The sequence below is a fragment of the Actinomadura syzygii genome, from assembly GCF_008085905.1.
GTDB lineage: Bacteria > Actinomycetota > Actinomycetes > Streptosporangiales > Streptosporangiaceae > Spirillospora > Spirillospora syzygii.
In genome coordinates this window covers 402,860-417,539 of sequence record NZ_VSFF01000004.1, presented here as the reverse complement: position 1 = coordinate 417,539, position 14,680 = coordinate 402,860, and the positions used below count along the sequence as shown (strand labels likewise).

At 68.4% G+C, this 14,680-nt stretch carries 11 protein-coding genes; 6 read left to right on the top strand and 5 right to left on the bottom strand.

Going from position 1 to position 14,680, the window contains the following annotated elements:
* Positions 1–78: 78 nt before the first annotated feature.
* Genes FXF65_RS11920 through pabB form a run of 5 tightly spaced genes read left to right on the top strand, consistent with a single transcriptional unit; the run spans position 79 to position 5,857 of the window.
* Positions 79–795 (top strand): Phenylacetic acid catabolic protein, encoded by a 717-nt coding sequence (locus FXF65_RS11920; RefSeq protein WP_187412235.1) that lies wholly within the window; start codon positions 79–81, stop codon positions 793–795.
* Positions 774–1,352, top strand: coding sequence for a hypothetical protein (locus FXF65_RS11915; protein WP_148349819.1), 579 nt, complete (start codon positions 774–776; stop codon positions 1,350–1,352). Before FXF65_RS11920 ends, FXF65_RS11915 begins: the two co-directional genes overlap by 22 nt.
* The gene (locus FXF65_RS11910) at positions 1,345–2,895 is read left to right on the top strand and encodes an AMP-binding protein (protein ID WP_148349818.1); all 1,551 of its coding nucleotides are present in this window, start codon (positions 1,345–1,347) and stop codon (positions 2,893–2,895) included. Before FXF65_RS11915 ends, FXF65_RS11910 begins: the two co-directional genes overlap by 8 nt.
* Before the next feature lie 2 nt (positions 2,896–2,897).
* Positions 2,898–3,722 (top strand): aminotransferase class IV, encoded by an 825-nt coding sequence (locus FXF65_RS44535; RefSeq protein WP_148349817.1) that lies wholly within the window; start codon positions 2,898–2,900, stop codon positions 3,720–3,722.
* Positions 3,710–5,857, top strand: a complete 2,148-nt coding sequence (pabB, locus tag FXF65_RS11900; protein ID WP_148349816.1) for an aminodeoxychorismate synthase component I — start codon at positions 3,710–3,712, stop codon at positions 5,855–5,857. The genes FXF65_RS44535 and pabB overlap by 13 nt, the downstream gene beginning before the upstream one ends.
* On the opposite strand, the gene FXF65_RS44530 is transcribed toward pabB, so the two are convergent.
* The 5 genes from FXF65_RS44530 to FXF65_RS11875 all read right to left on the bottom strand — a co-directional run bounded on the left by FXF65_RS44530 (position 5,802) and on the right by FXF65_RS11875 (position 13,424).
* Complete coding sequence (locus FXF65_RS44530; protein WP_222868512.1) at positions 5,802–6,566, bottom strand: helix-turn-helix transcriptional regulator; 765 nt, start codon at positions 6,564–6,566, stop codon at positions 5,802–5,804. The two genes, pabB and FXF65_RS44530, sit on opposite strands and share 56 nt — an antisense overlap.
* A gap of 526 nt (positions 6,567–7,092) precedes the next feature.
* Complete coding sequence (locus FXF65_RS11890) at positions 7,093–9,894, bottom strand: CHAT domain-containing tetratricopeptide repeat protein (protein ID WP_148349815.1); 2,802 nt, start codon at positions 9,892–9,894, stop codon at positions 7,093–7,095.
* Entirely contained in the window at positions 9,891–10,436 is a 546-nt protein-coding gene (locus FXF65_RS11885; protein WP_148349814.1) for a hypothetical protein, read from the bottom strand. Before FXF65_RS11885 ends, FXF65_RS11890 begins: the two co-directional genes overlap by 4 nt.
* Before the next feature lie 1,072 nt (positions 10,437–11,508).
* The gene (locus FXF65_RS11880) at positions 11,509–12,261 is read right to left on the bottom strand and encodes a methyltransferase domain-containing protein (protein ID WP_148349813.1); all 753 of its coding nucleotides are present in this window, start codon (positions 12,259–12,261) and stop codon (positions 11,509–11,511) included.
* Positions 12,258–13,424 carry an MFS transporter gene (locus FXF65_RS11875; RefSeq protein WP_148349812.1) on the bottom strand — a complete coding sequence of 389 codons (1,167 nt, stop codon included), beginning with the start codon at positions 13,422–13,424 and terminating at the stop codon, positions 12,258–12,260. The genes FXF65_RS11880 and FXF65_RS11875 overlap by 4 nt, the downstream gene beginning before the upstream one ends.
* Before the next feature lie 104 nt (positions 13,425–13,528).
* Between FXF65_RS11875 and FXF65_RS11870 the strand changes: the two genes are divergently transcribed.
* Positions 13,529–14,518, top strand: coding sequence for a GlxA family transcriptional regulator (locus tag FXF65_RS11870; RefSeq protein ID WP_148349811.1), 990 nt, complete (start codon positions 13,529–13,531; stop codon positions 14,516–14,518).
* Positions 14,519–14,680: the final 162 nt, after the last annotated feature.

The following is a 14,680-nucleotide window of genomic DNA, read 5'->3' as shown; positions in this document are numbered from 1 at the left end:
TCGAGGTGCCCATCCGGGCACTTGCCTCCGCTTCGGGCCGCGCTTAGCTTCCGTCGATGATGTCCGGAAGGAGATGGGATGCCGCCCGCACTCACCGAGGAACCCCGGGACGCCGCCGCGGCGCACGCGCTCGGCGGCGAGTACGTCACCGCGCTCGGAAAGATCATCGGAAGTCATGTGCGCAATGAGGCGGCGGGGGCCGCGGTGTTCGATGAGCCGTCCATTTCGCTCGCGCCTACTCCGCGTGACAAATGGCTCGCCTGCAGAATGGCGATGGAGGAGTACGGCCACCATCTGAAGTTCAACAAGCTCGCGAATGAACTGGGCCTTGAGGACGTCCAGGACCGTCCGCCGCTGTCGGTCTTCGACTACCAGGTGGAGTCGTGGACCGGATATGTGATGACCAAGGCGATCGTGGATCTGGCCGAGGTCGTGCTGATGGAAGACCTGTGCGAGTGCTCCTATGTGCCGCTGCGCGAGTTGTGCCGGTCGCTGATGCCGGAGGAGCGTTTCCACGTCGGGTTCGGCACCGCGCGGGCCAAGCGGCTGGCCGCCGATCCGGGCACCCGCGAGGAGGTCCGCTCCTCGGCGCACCGCCTCATCGCGATGACCCTGCCCTTCTTCGGGCGCAGCGACTCAAGGAACAACGAGACCTTTCGCAAGTGGGGCATCAAACGGCAGACCAACGACGAGGCGCGGGCGGAGTTCGTCCGGCGCACCCGGGCGCTGCTGTGCGACGACCTCGAACTGGACTACCCGGAGGTGGCGACGCGTTGGCCCGTTACTACGAGCTGAGCGCCCCGCCGGAGGGACTCGCCCGCGACCTCGGACCCGGCGGAGACCGCGTCGCGGCCCTGCTCCACGGCGTATCCGCGCACGTCCCGGCGGACGGGGCGCGCGGCTGGGCGAGTGAGGGTTTGCCGAAAACGCTCGCGGGCGCGCCGGTGCGGCCGACGCCGCACGTCCCCGCCGCGCTCCTCGACCGCGTCGCTCCCAGCTGGCTGGCCGCGCTGGAGCGCCGCCGTCACGACGCCCGGCGACGGCTCCACGCCACCGGCCGCGCGGACCGGCTGGAACTGGCCGAGCACGTGGCGATGCTGGTCGCCACCCCGCGGCTGCGTCCCGCCGATCCCGAGGACGACGACGCGCTGGCGATGTCGGGGGCGATCCTCTGGCTGCTCGGCACCCTCGTCGCCGACGCGCTGGCCGAGGACCGCGCGGACGCGCTCGCGGAGCTGATCGCGCGTGGCTGGTGGCCGGTGGGCCCCGTGGACGGCGCCTTCCTCACAGCCCCCCTCGACCTGCCGCGCCGTCCCCGTGGCGGCCCGCCGGAAAGGTCCCGTCATGCCTGAGCCTCCGTCCAGCCGTGCCACGGTCCAGACGCCGACCGCGCCACGGCGCGGCGGTGGGAAGGCGGGGAGCCCGTCCGCGAACCTCGCGCTGCGTCTCGCCGCCAAGGCCCGCCGGGAGGGCTGGTGGCAGCGGCCCGCCTTCCACACGGCGGAGCGTTCCTGGATGCACGGCGAGGTGCACGCGATGGCCGCCTCCGCCGCTTCGGTCCTTGTCGGCCAAGGCGTCCGCCCCGGTGACCGGGTGCTCATCTCGATGGGCGACGGCATCGCATGGGTGACGGCGTTCCTCGCGGCCGCACGGATCGGCGCGGTCGCGGTACCGGTCAATCCCGAGATGGTCTCCGACGAGCACGGCTTCCTGGCCGACGACTGCCGGGCCCGCCTCGTGGTCGCCGAGCACCACCTCGTCGGACGCTTCGCCGGTCCTGCCGTCCTGACGGGCGAGCGCCTGATGCGGCTGGCCGCTGACGCCCCCGCCGGACCGGTCGCGGACGTGTCCGGCGACACACCGCTGTATGCGCAGTACACGTCCGGCACGACCGGCGTCCCCAAGGCGGCGCTGCACCGCCACGCCGACCCGGAGCGTTACCAGCGTGCGGCGGGCGACGGCGTGGTGGGCGTGCGGCGCGACGACGTCACGCTGTCGGTCTCTAAGCTGTTCTTCGCCTACGGCCTGGGAAACGCGCTGGTCTTCCCGCTCTTCTCCGGCTCCGCCGCCGTGCTCGTGCCGCACCGGCCGGTGCCGGTGGAGATCGCCGAGATCGTGGCGCGGCACGGCGTGACGCTGCTGTACGGCGTTCCGTCCGCCTACGCCAACCTGGTGGCTGAATGCCCGCCCGAGGCTTTCTCATCTGTTCGGGTGGCCGTCTCGGCCGGGGAGTCCTTGTCTCTCGCCTTGGGTGCCAGGGCCAGTGAGGTTCTCGGCGTTCCGGTCCTGGACCAGCTCGGTTCCACCGAGGTCGGCCACGCCTACTGCTCCAATACTGCCTGGCGGGACGAGCCCGGCACCATCGGCCGTCCGCTGCCCGGATACGAGGTCGTGCTGCGCGGCGAGAACGGCGCGCTCATCACGGAGGGCTCGGGAGAGATCTGGGTGCGAGGCGCCTCGGTCATGGCCGGGTACCTGGACCGTCCCGCCGAGACCGCGCGGGCGCTGCGCGACGGCTGGCTGCGCACCGGGGATCTGGCCGAATACGTCGACGGCGGCGCGCTGAAGCACTGCGGCCGCAACGACGACATGGAAATGGTCGGCGGCATCACCGTCTCCCCCTTGGAGATCGAGCGTGTGCTGGGCGAGCACCCGGCGGTGTCCGAGGTCGCCGTGGCGGTCATCCCCGACGAGCACGGCGCGCGGAAATTGCGCGCCTTCGTGGTGCCCTGTTCCGACGCGGTCCGCGCCGGGCTGGAGAGCGAGCTGATCGCCCTGGCCCGGCTCCGGCTCGCCCCCTACAAAGTGCCGCGCCACGTGGAATTCCGGGCGAGGCTGCCGCGCACCGCGACGGGCAAGCTGCGCCGCTTCGCGGTGCGCACGGGAGAGTGGTGACTATGTCGAGCCTGCGCCTGGTGTGGAACGAACCGTCCGGCCTGACCCCCGTGCCGGACTGGCGTCCCGACGCCCCGGTGGTCGTGGACTCCTGGCTGGTGGCCGAGGGGCGGGTGCGCGACCTGATGCTGCACGGGCGGCGCTTCCTGGGCGCGTGTGCGGAGCTGGTGCCCGAGTTGTCGCCCGCGACCGTCCTGGAATTCCTGGACGCGGTGCGTCACTGGCTGCCGTCCCATGGCCGCTGGTTCCCGAGGATCGAGGCGTACGGCGGGCCCGAGCCCAGGCTGGCTCTCTGGCCCAGACCCGCGCCCGCTCCCGGAGCCGGAGAGGTGACGCTGTGGATCCCGCCGGACGCAGATCCCCGCGTGTGCCCCACCGTCAAGGGCCCTGATCTCCGCGTCCTGGCTGGGTTGCGCGATCGGGCCAAGACCGTCGGCGCCGACGACGCTCTGCTCTACGGCAGCGGCGGCACCGTGCTGGAGACGGCCCACAGCGCGCTGGTGTGGTGGCGCGGCGACGAGTTGTGCGTGCCCGAAGCCGACCTCCCCGTCCTCCCGTCGGTGACCAGGACTCACCTGGAACGGCTGGCCGAGTGCTGGCGATGCGCCGTCCGGCGGGAGAGCGTCGACCTCGCCGAGTTGCCGACGCTGGAGACCTGGACCCTCAACGCTCTGCACGGCCTCCGTCCGGTGCGCGCATGGGTCGGCGCCGACGGCCGTTCGACGGCCACCAGGGTCTCGGCGAGGGCCGCGGACTGGCGGCGGGCCGTACGGCACCGCGCCGTCCTGCCCGCCGCCAACCTCTGGGAACTGCCGTGCGTACACTGATCGTCGACAACCACGACTCCTACACCTACAACCTGTTCCAGCTCGCCGCTCGGGCCTACGGGGTGGAGCCGGTGGTGATGCCCAACGACGATCCGGGCTGGGCCGAGCTGGATCTGAGCCGGTTCGACGCGCTCATCGTCTCTCCCGGGCCCGGACGTCCGCAGCAGCACCGCGACGTCGGCGTCACGCTCGACCTCGTCCGCGACTCGGGGCTGCCCACGCTGGGAGTCTGCCTCGGTCATCAGGCGCTGGCCTGGATGTCGGACGCCGAAGTGGTGCCCGCGCCCGCACCCGTCCACGGTCAGGTGGAAGAGATCAGGCATTGCGGACGCGACCTGTTCCGCGGTCTGCCCCAGGGCTTCCATGCTGTGCGGTACCACTCGTTGTGCGTCGCCACGCCCGTGCCCGACGACCTGGAGGTCACGGCATGGACCGCGGATTCGGTGGTGATGGGCCTGAGACACCGGGGGATGCCCTGGTGGGGCGTTCAGTTCCACCCGGAGTCGATATCGACCGACTTCGGGCCGACGCTGATGAAGAACTTCCGCGACCTCGCGGCGGAGTACAACGCGACGGCCAGGCCGGGCAGGGGTGCCGTGAACGGCTCGGCTGCGCGGGTGGGGACGTCCGATCGCTGGTCCCTGGAGGTCGAGCGAATTTCCAGCGTCCCCGATGCCGAGGACGTCTTCACCGAACTGTTCGCGGACGAGCCCTACTCCTTCTGGCTGGACAGCAGCCGGGTCGAGCCCGGCCTGTCCCGCTTCTCCTTTCTGGGCGACGCGGGCGGGCCGCACGGCGAGATCCTGTGCTGCCGCCCGGGATCCGGCGGTGTGGTGGTGCGAGCGGGCGGCCGGGAGTCCACGGTCTCCGCCTCGATCTTCGACGTGCTCGACGCGCATCTCGCGGCACGGGCCGTCCCGAGCGATCCGGCGCTGCCGTTCGACCTGAACGGCGGCTATGTCGGCTATCTCGGCTACGAGTTGAAGCGCGAGTGCGGTGCCCCCGCGGAATACGTTTCGTCGTCGCCCGACGCCATCTGGATGTCGGCCAGCAGGTTCGTGGCCATCGACCACGAAGCCGGAGAGGCGTGGGCGCTCGCGTTGACCGACCGCAGGGGTGAGAGCCGGGAGGCTGCCCGCGCCTGGGTCTCCAGGGCCGCCGATGTCTGCCGGAGGCGCGGGCTGAGGGCGCGACCGGTGCCTCAGCCGGGTCCGGAATTCGATCCGGAGCCGTGGCTCGTCCGGCCGCGAGAGCGCTACATGGCGGACATCGAGGAGTGCCTGCGGCTGCTGCGGGCCGGGGAGAGCTACGAGATCTGCCTGACCAACAGCGCCGAAATCCCCTTCGACGGCTCGTCCTACGAGCTCTATCTAGCTCAGCGGCGACTCAATCCCGCGCCCTACGCCGCATATCTGCGGTTGGACGAGATGCACGTTCTGTGTTCCTCCCCCGAGCGCTTCTTGAAGGTCGACGGGGAGAGGATGGCCGAGTCCAAGCCGATCAAAGGCACCGCACCGCGTGCTCCTGAACCGGCATTGGACACCGCCCTGCGTGACGAACTCGCCGCCTCGGACAAGACCAGGGCGGAGAACCTCATGATCGTCGACCTGCTCCGCAACGACCTGGGCCGTATCAGCGACATCGGCACGGTCAGCGTGCCGCGCTTCATGGCGGTGGAGTCCTACGAAACGGTGCACCAGCTCGTCTCCACCGTGCGCGGCCACCTGCGGGAGGGCGTGACCGCCGTCCAAGCGGCGAGGACGTGCTTCCCCGGCGGATCGATGACCGGAGCGCCGAAGCTGCGCACCATGGAGATCATCGACAGGCTGGAAGGGCGGGCGCGCGGCGTCTACTCCGGCGCGATCGGCTTCTTCGGCCTGGGCGGAACCGCGGACCTCAACATCGTCATCCGCACCATGGTGGCGCGCCCGGGCCATCTGTCGGTGGGCGCGGGCGGCGCCATCGTGCTGGATTCCGATCCCGCGGCCGAGTACGAAGAGATGCTGCTGAAAGCCCGCGCACCGCTGCGCGCTCTGGCCGCTCTGGATGGCGGTGGGCTGGATCGTGGCGGGCTGGTGTTCAGCGGCGTCGAGCCCGGCGCGAGGTCCCGGGGTCCCGGACCAGTCCGCGGCTGAGGGCGACGGCGGCCGCCAGCGTCCTGTTCGAGCAGTTGAGCTTGGCCAGGATGTTGGCGACGTGCCGTTTGGCGCCATGCTCGGAGATGCCCAGGCGGCGGGCGATCTGCTTGTTGCTGAGCCCTTCCACCATCAGCGACAGCGCTTGTAGCTCGCGATCCGTCAGCGTGGTGGGCTCCGCGCCTTCGCGAACCGGCACCGCCGCGACGGGCCCGGTCGGGTTGACAGGGCTGGACGGTGCGAGGGGGTCGGGCGGGGTGGCGGGGCCGACCTCGGCCAGGAGCCTGCGCGCCACTGGATGGGGGATCGGTACCAACCCGCTGTCCAAGTCGCTCAGTGCGTTCATCAGCACCTCGCGGGTCAACGTCGGCTCCAGCAGATAGCCGTCCGCCGGCACGGCGGCCACCGGCGCGAGCGTCTCTCCGCTGACGGTCCGCAGCATCAACAGCACTTGCACGCCGACGTCGGCGGCCGTGCTCGCGAGCTTCTCCGCCTGCTGAGGCTCGTCGCCGTAGTTCAGAACCAACAGCGTGGGACGACCCGAGTGCAGCAACTCCATGCTGTGGTCGAAGTTGCCGCTGGCGACCACGTCCTCCAGCGCGTTGAGCTCGCACAACATGGTGCGGAGCCCGCACCGGACCACTTCGCTGCCCAGCGAGACCAGGGCGATGTGGGTACCGTCCCGCCCTACCTGTCGATTCGAAGCCATCGGGACCTATCGTCGTTCCAGAGAGTAATGACCGTTACCGTAATAATGGCCCGCCGCAAACTCGGTCCTCTGTCGTAATACCCTCTAGAACGCACCTTATCCCCGCAAATGGACGTGTCCAGGAAGTGGACGTCGCTCACCTGGGTGATTGATCTGCGCACCTGCGTTTGGCCGCGCCCGGCTCAACGCCTGCCGCTTAGCCCTACAGAGGGCCGCGCCTCTGGGGTCGAAGAGTGCGAGCGACTCCATAACGGCAGGTCGTCCGGTTACCCGAATGTTGGGCGAGGCGCCGCCCAAGATGCCGATGCCGCCGACCTGATCCCATTCGTGGCCGTCAAGCGAACACTCGGCCGACGTCCAGCCCGGACCAGGTCGGCCGCCCGCGTGGTGTCGCCGGTCTTCTGGAGCAGGCGGGCGCGGACCACGCGCTCCCGCTGCCTGGTGAGCGGGTGCCGGGCCAGGCGGTGGCGTTGGTCGGCCTCGACCGCATCTGACCGAGGAACCGCTCTCCCGCCCACCCCGAAGTTCAGGATCGCCATTCGCCGAAGCATGCGTGGGGTGCCCAGAGAAACGGGTCGGGCGTGGCGCTGTATAGATCCTGCTGTGCGCTGGCGACTGCTGCCGGAACGTCAAGTCCGGCGGACAGCCTGCGATACATCGACTTGGCGAACTGCCGTGCGGTCCATTCATGGACCTCCCACAAGCCGCCGACGACGTGGCGTGCACCGGCCAAGAGGAAGGCATCGTGCAGCCCGAATGCCCCGTCCGATGTGGTCTCGATACGCTGGACGCTGATCCCCAGGCACGCATTCATGACGACGGTTTGAGGGACTGGTTGGGCCAGCACGTCCCAGGGGTACAGTCGCGCATCTGCCAGTTCCAGGTACCCGGCGGCCAGGCGCGGGTCCAGATCACCGTGGCAGGCGAAATGGACGAGGTCGTGTCGCTGCATTTCTGTGAGGACGGTGGCGAGTGTGGCATCGTCATCAGTCAGAACCGTGACCTCGTCGACGTACTCACGAAGAGATTCCAGGTCCGCGTCAAAACCGATGTCGCCAGCCGGGTCACAGCCAACGAACAATGCGCGCTCAGGGCGGGTCGGGGGACGGTACGGGCGTGTCGCGAACGAGACGGTCGGGAGATAAACGACGCGATCCACTTCGCCCCTGTCCATCGCCGCTCGCACCGTGGGCAGGGCATGAATGGGAAGTTCGCGCAGGTAGCCGTACGGGACCAAGATCACGGTTCGCGGCAGCGGAGACGGGAGCACGAGCGGGTCCTCCACCTGCGAAGGAAATCCGGTCGAGCAAAGGGTCGCAGGTCGGCCCGAGGTGATCATTGCCCTGAGTTCGCCACCGGTGACGTTGACATCCCGCGTCGTGACAGCGGCCTCCGAGGCGGTGATGGCAAGCCGGGACACCGTCTCGCCGAAGATCTCGTAAGTGTAGTAATCAGCGAGGACCGTTTCCGGACCAAGTGCTTCCTGAACTTCGGTGATCGTGATGTCCGTGTCGTATGCCTCGACGATCCGCGCCCGGCACGCCTGCCAAAGCTCGGCCGGGACTTCGGACCACAACTCGGTCGCCGCGACTGCATTGAACTGCCGCGCGTGGCAGAGCGCGGTGAGGCGGGCGTCTGGACGTCCCCCGTAGTCGGCGGCCAATACCCATTCGCGGTAGACCGGCTCGATGAGCAGCCACAATGATTCCGCGCGAAGGGTCGAGCCGAGTCTTACCGGGATTGGAGTATCTTGTTCGATGCGTCCTTCGGTGTCGTCTATGTATTCCGTCAGCAGTTGGTTCATGTCCGCTGGGAAGATCACCGCCTCAGTGTCCGGTCCAGCCAGAGCGAGTGACAGTTCATTAAGCGTGTCCGCAGCAGCGCGAAACTGGCTTAGGGCGTAGTCAGAGACGTTCTTTCCTCCACGCTCTCGGATCCAGTGCTCGACTTTCGCGGCATTCCCTCGGTCGTCGGGATGTATACCGTCGGCGGAGCGGCGTGCGACGGCAAGTCGCAGAACCGGCGACGGCCAGTCGACCGCGCCGTCCATGTGGCACGACAACGCGATAGCACCTGCAACATAATGAACGGCCCAGACGGCCTCGAGCGCCCCCAGCCGTCGCCCCACTCGCAGGGCTTCTTCCAGCCGCTGTAGGTGTCGAACCCGGTCCGGTGCGCTGGGTCGCCCGTCTGGCGAGAGATACCAGAGCTTCTCGTGTAGTTCCGACTCTTCAACAACTTTGACGTTGTACTCCGTGGTGGTACGGCTGAAGAAGAGAAAGCCCGGCGTGAGGGGGCTTTCCCGTCGAATATCCGCCAGTTCCGCGCGAAGAGCCAGTGCGGCCAGTTGGCTTTCCGCGTCTTGTGAGAGGTCGGGCGGCGTGGTCAGGTACCAACCATCGAAATCGCGGGCATCGTCGATGGCTTCCTGTAGTGCTTGGACGATTTTCTGGCGTTGACTCAGTGGCAGCGTAGAATCAGTGATGATCTCGAAAACGGCAGTGAAGCCGCGAACCTTGATGATCCGGCGGGTGATCGCCTTCGCGAAGGATCTCAGGTCGCAGTCCAGCCGAGCGGCTGCCACGAAGTCGGCCACGGCATCGTCGTAGTGCTTCAGTTCGTAGTGCACCCACCCGCGGTTGTACCAGCTATAAGCGTGGTCGGGGTTGCGGTGTAGCGCCTCGTCATAGGCGCTTAGCGCAGCCTCCAGATCCGCCGAATGCACCAGATGGTTTCCGAGGTCGTACCAGATGCTCCAGGCGTCGGGAATCAGGTCGAGATAGCTACGCAGGAGCCGCACGACGAGTTCGGACCGTCGATGATCGGCCGCTAGCCCGCCGAGTTCTCTAAGACCCATCACGGCCAGGTCGGTCATCGGAAGGTCGTTGCGTAACCGGTGCCGCACGGCATCGAAGACCGCGAACTCGTCCGGTGTGAGCACGTCATGCAGTTCTTCCAGGGCAAGGTCATACAGCGACCGAAGCCTGCGCAACTGCGGCCTCGTCAAAGGAGGACCGCTGTACTTCAGACGCGCGTCGGACGGGGGGCCGAGGGCCGGGTCCGCCGTCACCTCGTACAAGACGCGCCGGACCTTGCGCCAAAGGTCCGGCCGCCTGTCGGCGTTCGCCTGCTCGCCGAGAATCCGTAGCCCTCTGACGACAACGTCGTCAGCCACTTGCTGATCGTTGCGCAATTGGTGCCGGGTGAAGCCGAAGAGGGCCTCCTGCTCGGGTGTGAGCGCGGCACTTAGCTCTGTCATCAACAAGTCGTACAGCGACAGGAGTTCCCTTCGCTGCTCTGCATTGAACGACGAGATATCGTCACTCACTCCGGTTCCTCGACGATCTCAAAGGCGAATGCGAGGTCCTTCGCGGTCAGCAAGCCGCTGGCCGGATGGCGGCCGACACCCCACCCGTCCTTGCCGCGCAGCCAGGAATCGCGGTAGACACCGATGGAAGCTCCTGTTTCCCGTCTGAGGGCGTTCAGCATCGAGTCTCCGACGAGCAGCGCCGACTGCCAGGCCATCGCCAGCATCTGAGGATCGGGAACACCGGTGGCGAGCGTGAGCGCCTGGGCCTGAAGCGTTGTGGCAGGCTCGGACGTGACTACGTCCTGGACCAGCTCCGCCAGCGGCGAGGCCTGCGGTTTGTCCCGTGAAACGGCGACGAACATGCTCAGGAACCACTTCGGACGACCGTGGAACAACAACAGTCCGCCGTCACCGATCGGCAGGCGATCACCATCACCCACCCGAGGAAAGCTGAACGTGGTCGGCGCATACTCTGCCGTCGTGTTGCCGCCATGGACGACGAGCACGTCAAGACGCACCGCGGCGTCACCAAACCAACGCCGGTTCTCGTGAATGACCATCTCCAAGAGCCGAACCGCCAACCGATGCCGAGGAGCCCGTCGAACGGCACCGTGCCGTACCGCATCGAGAAGCACCTCGGAAGTCGGAGGCGAGATACCGGCTCCATCAACGATCCACTCAGACATGCTGGTCCCTTCATCGAGATCACTCGCGTCCAGCCTGGGATGATGATCACGAGGTGGTCGAGCAGGGGTGCTGTCGCTGGGCACAGAAATGAGACACAGGCGCAATAACTCCTTAGCTTTTGAAATCCCCCTGCAACCATGACTTTACGCATCATTGGAGGACAGGGACATGCCTTCCGACGAAGGATCACCAATACAAGTTGGCGATCCGCCACCGACCTCACACCAGGTCCACGCCTCGACGCCGGCTTCCAGGGGACCACGAGGGGCGCAACATCAATGTTCGTGACCTACTCCGGCCAACTTGCTGCGATCTTGTGTCCGGTTTGAGGTGCGAATTCACGAGAGTCGGATTATGCACCTCGAAATGACGCCGCAGCACCACGCCGGACCTGCGCCTGGATTCACCGCAGTTCACGATCGCGGCCCGGCGGTTGCCAGCCAACCTCGTCGCGCTTGCGCCGATCCGACCACAGCGCCAGTCAGGCCGTCGTTCAGTCCGCCCTCGCGACTCACGCTACGAGCCAGTCGAATGTCGGCGCTGACCCGCTGCCCGGCGGACGATGGTGGTCGCGTGTACACCATTCCGGGCGCACTCTGAAGACTCTTGGATGCCAGTGCGTCCGCGCGAATGGCGAGACCTTCAAAGCAGGGTTCTGGATGCTTATTCTGGCCGTGCCCCGTCGGCCGAAATGGGCTCTTACCGCACCGGTAGGGACTAAGTTCGCACCGCGGCGACGCCCCGTTCTAGACCTGGTCGCCCGGGAAATCCGAGTCACCCTCGTGGGCGGTCCCACCAGCCGGGCGACTCGGTCGGCAGCGCGGTCAGTTCGCGTCCCGTGTCGTCGAGCGCGGCTTGCATTGCGGCCCTGGAAACTGCCGGCGTGGCCGACTTTGCAATAGAGGTGACCAAGATGTGGCCTTCGCCGCGCAGTTCACGATTTGTTCAGCGGGGGCGGGTGGCAACGGCGGTGACCCATGCTTGGGCGAACATCGAGTTGGGGTCGGCGGCCCAGTTGCGGAGTCGGCGGGCGTGGGTCGTCTGTCCTGCAGTGTCGAGTTGGACGGCGAGGTAGTCGGCGATGCGGGACGGGTCGGCATGGCGTTCGTAGTGGGCGTCCAGGTGGTATTGCTCGAATCCCGCTTCGAGCAGGTACCGGCCGAGTTTGCGGCCGACGAAGGGGTCTCCGCCGTTGGCTTGTTGCAGGCGTGTGTAGGCGCTGATGGCGTCGTCGCAGGGCGGGGCCAGTAGGAAGCCACCCCAGTCGGGGCTGCAGAGGCCGACCGTCCCGCCGGGGCGCAGCACCCGCCGGATCTCGGCCAGCGCCCGAACCGGGTGGGCGAGGTGCTCGATCAGAGCGTGGGAGAAGACGCGGTCCACCGATCGGTCGTCCAGCGGGATGTCATAGCAGGAGCCCTCCCGGAACTCGATGTCGGTCAGGCCCCTGTGCCGGGCGAGGGCGCGTGCGTCGACGAGCTGGGAGGCTTGCCGGTCGAGTCCGAGCACGTGTCCCGGTGCGACGGCGGCGGCCAGGTCGGCGGTGATGGTTCCGGGCCCGCAACCCACGTCCAGCAAGGTCATTCCCGGGGCCAGGTGCGGGAGGAAGAAGCGTGCGTGCGTCGCAGCCGTCCTGGCGGCCATGAAATCGATGGCGGACGTGTCGTGGCCAGGTGTGTAGCGTTCGGTCTCGCCGGTCATCGTGTGATCGCCGCCTCGGTGCGCTTGTCGAGCAGTCCTGAGTAGACGGCCAAGGCGAGCCCGGTGGCTGCCAGCAGCGCGCCGACGGCGTTGGGGGCGGTGTAGCCGAACCCTGCTCTGATCACCGTCCCGCCCAGGAGCGCGCCGAGCGCGTTGGCGATGTTGAACGCCGACATGTTCAGCGCGGAGGCGAGGGCGGGGGCGCCCGCGGCCTTGTCCAGGACGCGCATCTGCAGCGCCGGAACGGTCGCGAACCCGAACAGCCCCAGCATGAACAAGGTGCAGGCCGCCAAGGGCTCGCTGTGCGCGGTCACCACGAACAGGGTCAGCACGACGGTCAGCCCGGCCAGGAACACATACAGGCTGGACATGGGACGCCGTCCGACATAGCGGCCCGACACCAGATTTCCGGTGGCCATGCCCAGCCCGAAGACGACCAGCAGCACCGTCATGCTGGACGGGCCGAACCCGGCGACCGTGGTCATCATCGGCGTGACGTAGGTGAAGGAGGCGAACACGCCGCCGAAGCCCGCCGTCGTCACCGCCATCGCGAGCCAGACCTGGGGCCGCCGCAGCGTCGCCAGTTCCGAACGCAGGCCCGCCTCGTCGTCGGGTCGAAGTCGGCGCGGGACCAGCACGGCGATGCCGGCCATCGACACTGCGCCCAGTGCCGCGATCCCCCAGAAAGCGGCCCGCCAGCCCGCGGCCTGGCCCAGCCATGTCACCAGCGGCACCCCGGCCACGTTCGCCATGGTGAACCCGCCGAACATCACCGACATCGCGCTCGAACGCCGGTCCGGCGGGACGAGTTGCGCCGCGACCACCGACCCGACCCCGAACAGCGCCCCCTGCGGCACGCCCGCGACCACCCTGGCCGCCAGCAGCACGCCGTAGCCGGAGGCGACCGCCGACAGGACGCTGCTCGCCGCCAGCAGCGCCGCGACCACCATCAGGGTGGTGCGGCGCGAAAGCCTGGTCGAGGCGGCGGTGAGCAGCGGCGCCCCGACGATCACACCGGCGGCGTAGCCGGTGATCAGGCCCCCGGCCGCCGGAACGGAAACCCCCACCCCGTGGGCGACCTGCGGCAACAGCCCCATGACGGCGAACTCCGAGGTCCCCACCCCGAACGCCGTGACGGCCAGGGCGAACAAAGCCAAGGGCATGGCGTCGCACTCCTCACCTAGCGGGAAAGATCGGTGTCCAGCCTGGTCGGCGGGCCAACGGCGGCGTGAGTGGCAGAAACGGCAATGTGGGATAGATTCGCGCCATGTTGCGTGTGGGAGTACTGGTCACCGAGCACGTCCGCGTGTTCGACTACGCCGTCGCCGCCGAGGTCTGGGGACTCGATCGCACCGCCCACGGCGTCCCGGCGTTCGAACTGCGCACCTGCGGTCCGGGCGGCACCGCCGTCGCGATGCGGCCGGGAGTGACCTGCGTGCCCGATCACGGTCTGGACGGGTTGGACGAGTGCGACCTGGTCGTCGTCCCCGGGGTCCAGCGCCCGACCGAGCCCGTCCACCCGGACGTGCGGGCCGCGCTGCGCGCCGCGCACGCACGCGGCGCCACCGTGGCGTCCCTGTGCTCGGGCGCGTTCCTGCTGGCCGACGCGGGCCTGCTGGACGGTCGGCGGGCCACCGCCCACTGGCTCGACACCGACGAGCTCGCCCGCCGCCATCCCGGCGTGACCGTGGATCCCCACGTCCTGTTCGTCGGGGATGGCGCCGTCTGGACCTCGGCGGGCGTGGCCGCGGGCATCGACCTGTGCCTGCACCTGGTCCGCCGCGACCACGGCGCCGCGGCCGCGGCCGAGATCGCCCGCACCATGGTCACCGCACCGTTCCGGCCCGGCGGGCAGGCGCAGTTCATCACCCGTCCCGTCCCAGTTGGCGTCGGCCGGGACGACGCCCTTTCGCGGCTACGCGAACGGATCGTCAACGATCTGGCCCACCCGTGGACCGTCGCCGAAATGGCGGGCCTGGCGCGAATGCCGGAGCGCAGTTTCGCCCGCCGCTTCGTCCAGACCACCGGCGACACCCCGCTGCAATGGCTCCTGGCCCAGCGTGTCCTGGCCGCCCAGCACCTCTTGGAGGTCAGCGAACTGCCCATCGCCGCCATCGCCCGCCGCTGCGGCTTCGGCACCCCCCTCACCATGCGCCACCACTTCACCCGCCACGTCGGCCTGCCGCCCCGCGACTACCGCCAAGCCTTCGGTGCCACCACCGACCACCTCCGAGCCGCTGACTCTTCACGCCCATGAACGCGATGGGATCTTTATGGCCAACGTCCGGACCCACCTGACGCGAAATGGCGAGGAGGCGTCAGACCTCATGCGCCGCTACCGCCTGAAACGGTAACCGGATGGGGACAGGCGCGAGTCTCGTCGGCCGCGGTGCCGAGGACCGATCGCTGAGACTGGCCG

Excerpts from the sequence above, each read along its gene's own strand:
- FXF65_RS11920 (WP_187412235.1), top strand. The coding sequence starts at position 79 with ATGCCGCCCGCACTCACCGAGGAACCCCGGGACGCCGCCGCGGCGCAC.
- FXF65_RS11910 (WP_148349818.1), top strand. The coding sequence starts at position 1,345 with ATGCCTGAGCCTCCGTCCAGCCGTGCCACGGTCCAGACGCCGACCGCG.
- FXF65_RS44535 (WP_148349817.1), top strand. The coding sequence starts at position 2,898 with ATGTCGAGCCTGCGCCTGGTGTGGAACGAACCGTCCGGCCTGACCCCC.
- FXF65_RS44530 (WP_222868512.1), bottom strand. The coding sequence starts at position 6,566 with ATGGCTTCGAATCGACAGGTAGGGCGGGACGGTACCCACATCGCCCTG.
- FXF65_RS11885 (WP_148349814.1), bottom strand. The coding sequence starts at position 10,436 with ATGGTCATTCACGAGAACCGGCGTTGGTTTGGTGACGCCGCGGTGCGT.
- FXF65_RS11880 (WP_148349813.1), bottom strand. The coding sequence starts at position 12,261 with ATGACCGGCGAGACCGAACGCTACACACCTGGCCACGACACGTCCGCC.
- FXF65_RS11875 (WP_148349812.1), bottom strand. The coding sequence starts at position 13,424 with ATGCCCTTGGCTTTGTTCGCCCTGGCCGTCACGGCGTTCGGGGTGGGG.
- FXF65_RS11870 (WP_148349811.1), top strand. The coding sequence starts at position 13,529 with ATGTTGCGTGTGGGAGTACTGGTCACCGAGCACGTCCGCGTGTTCGAC.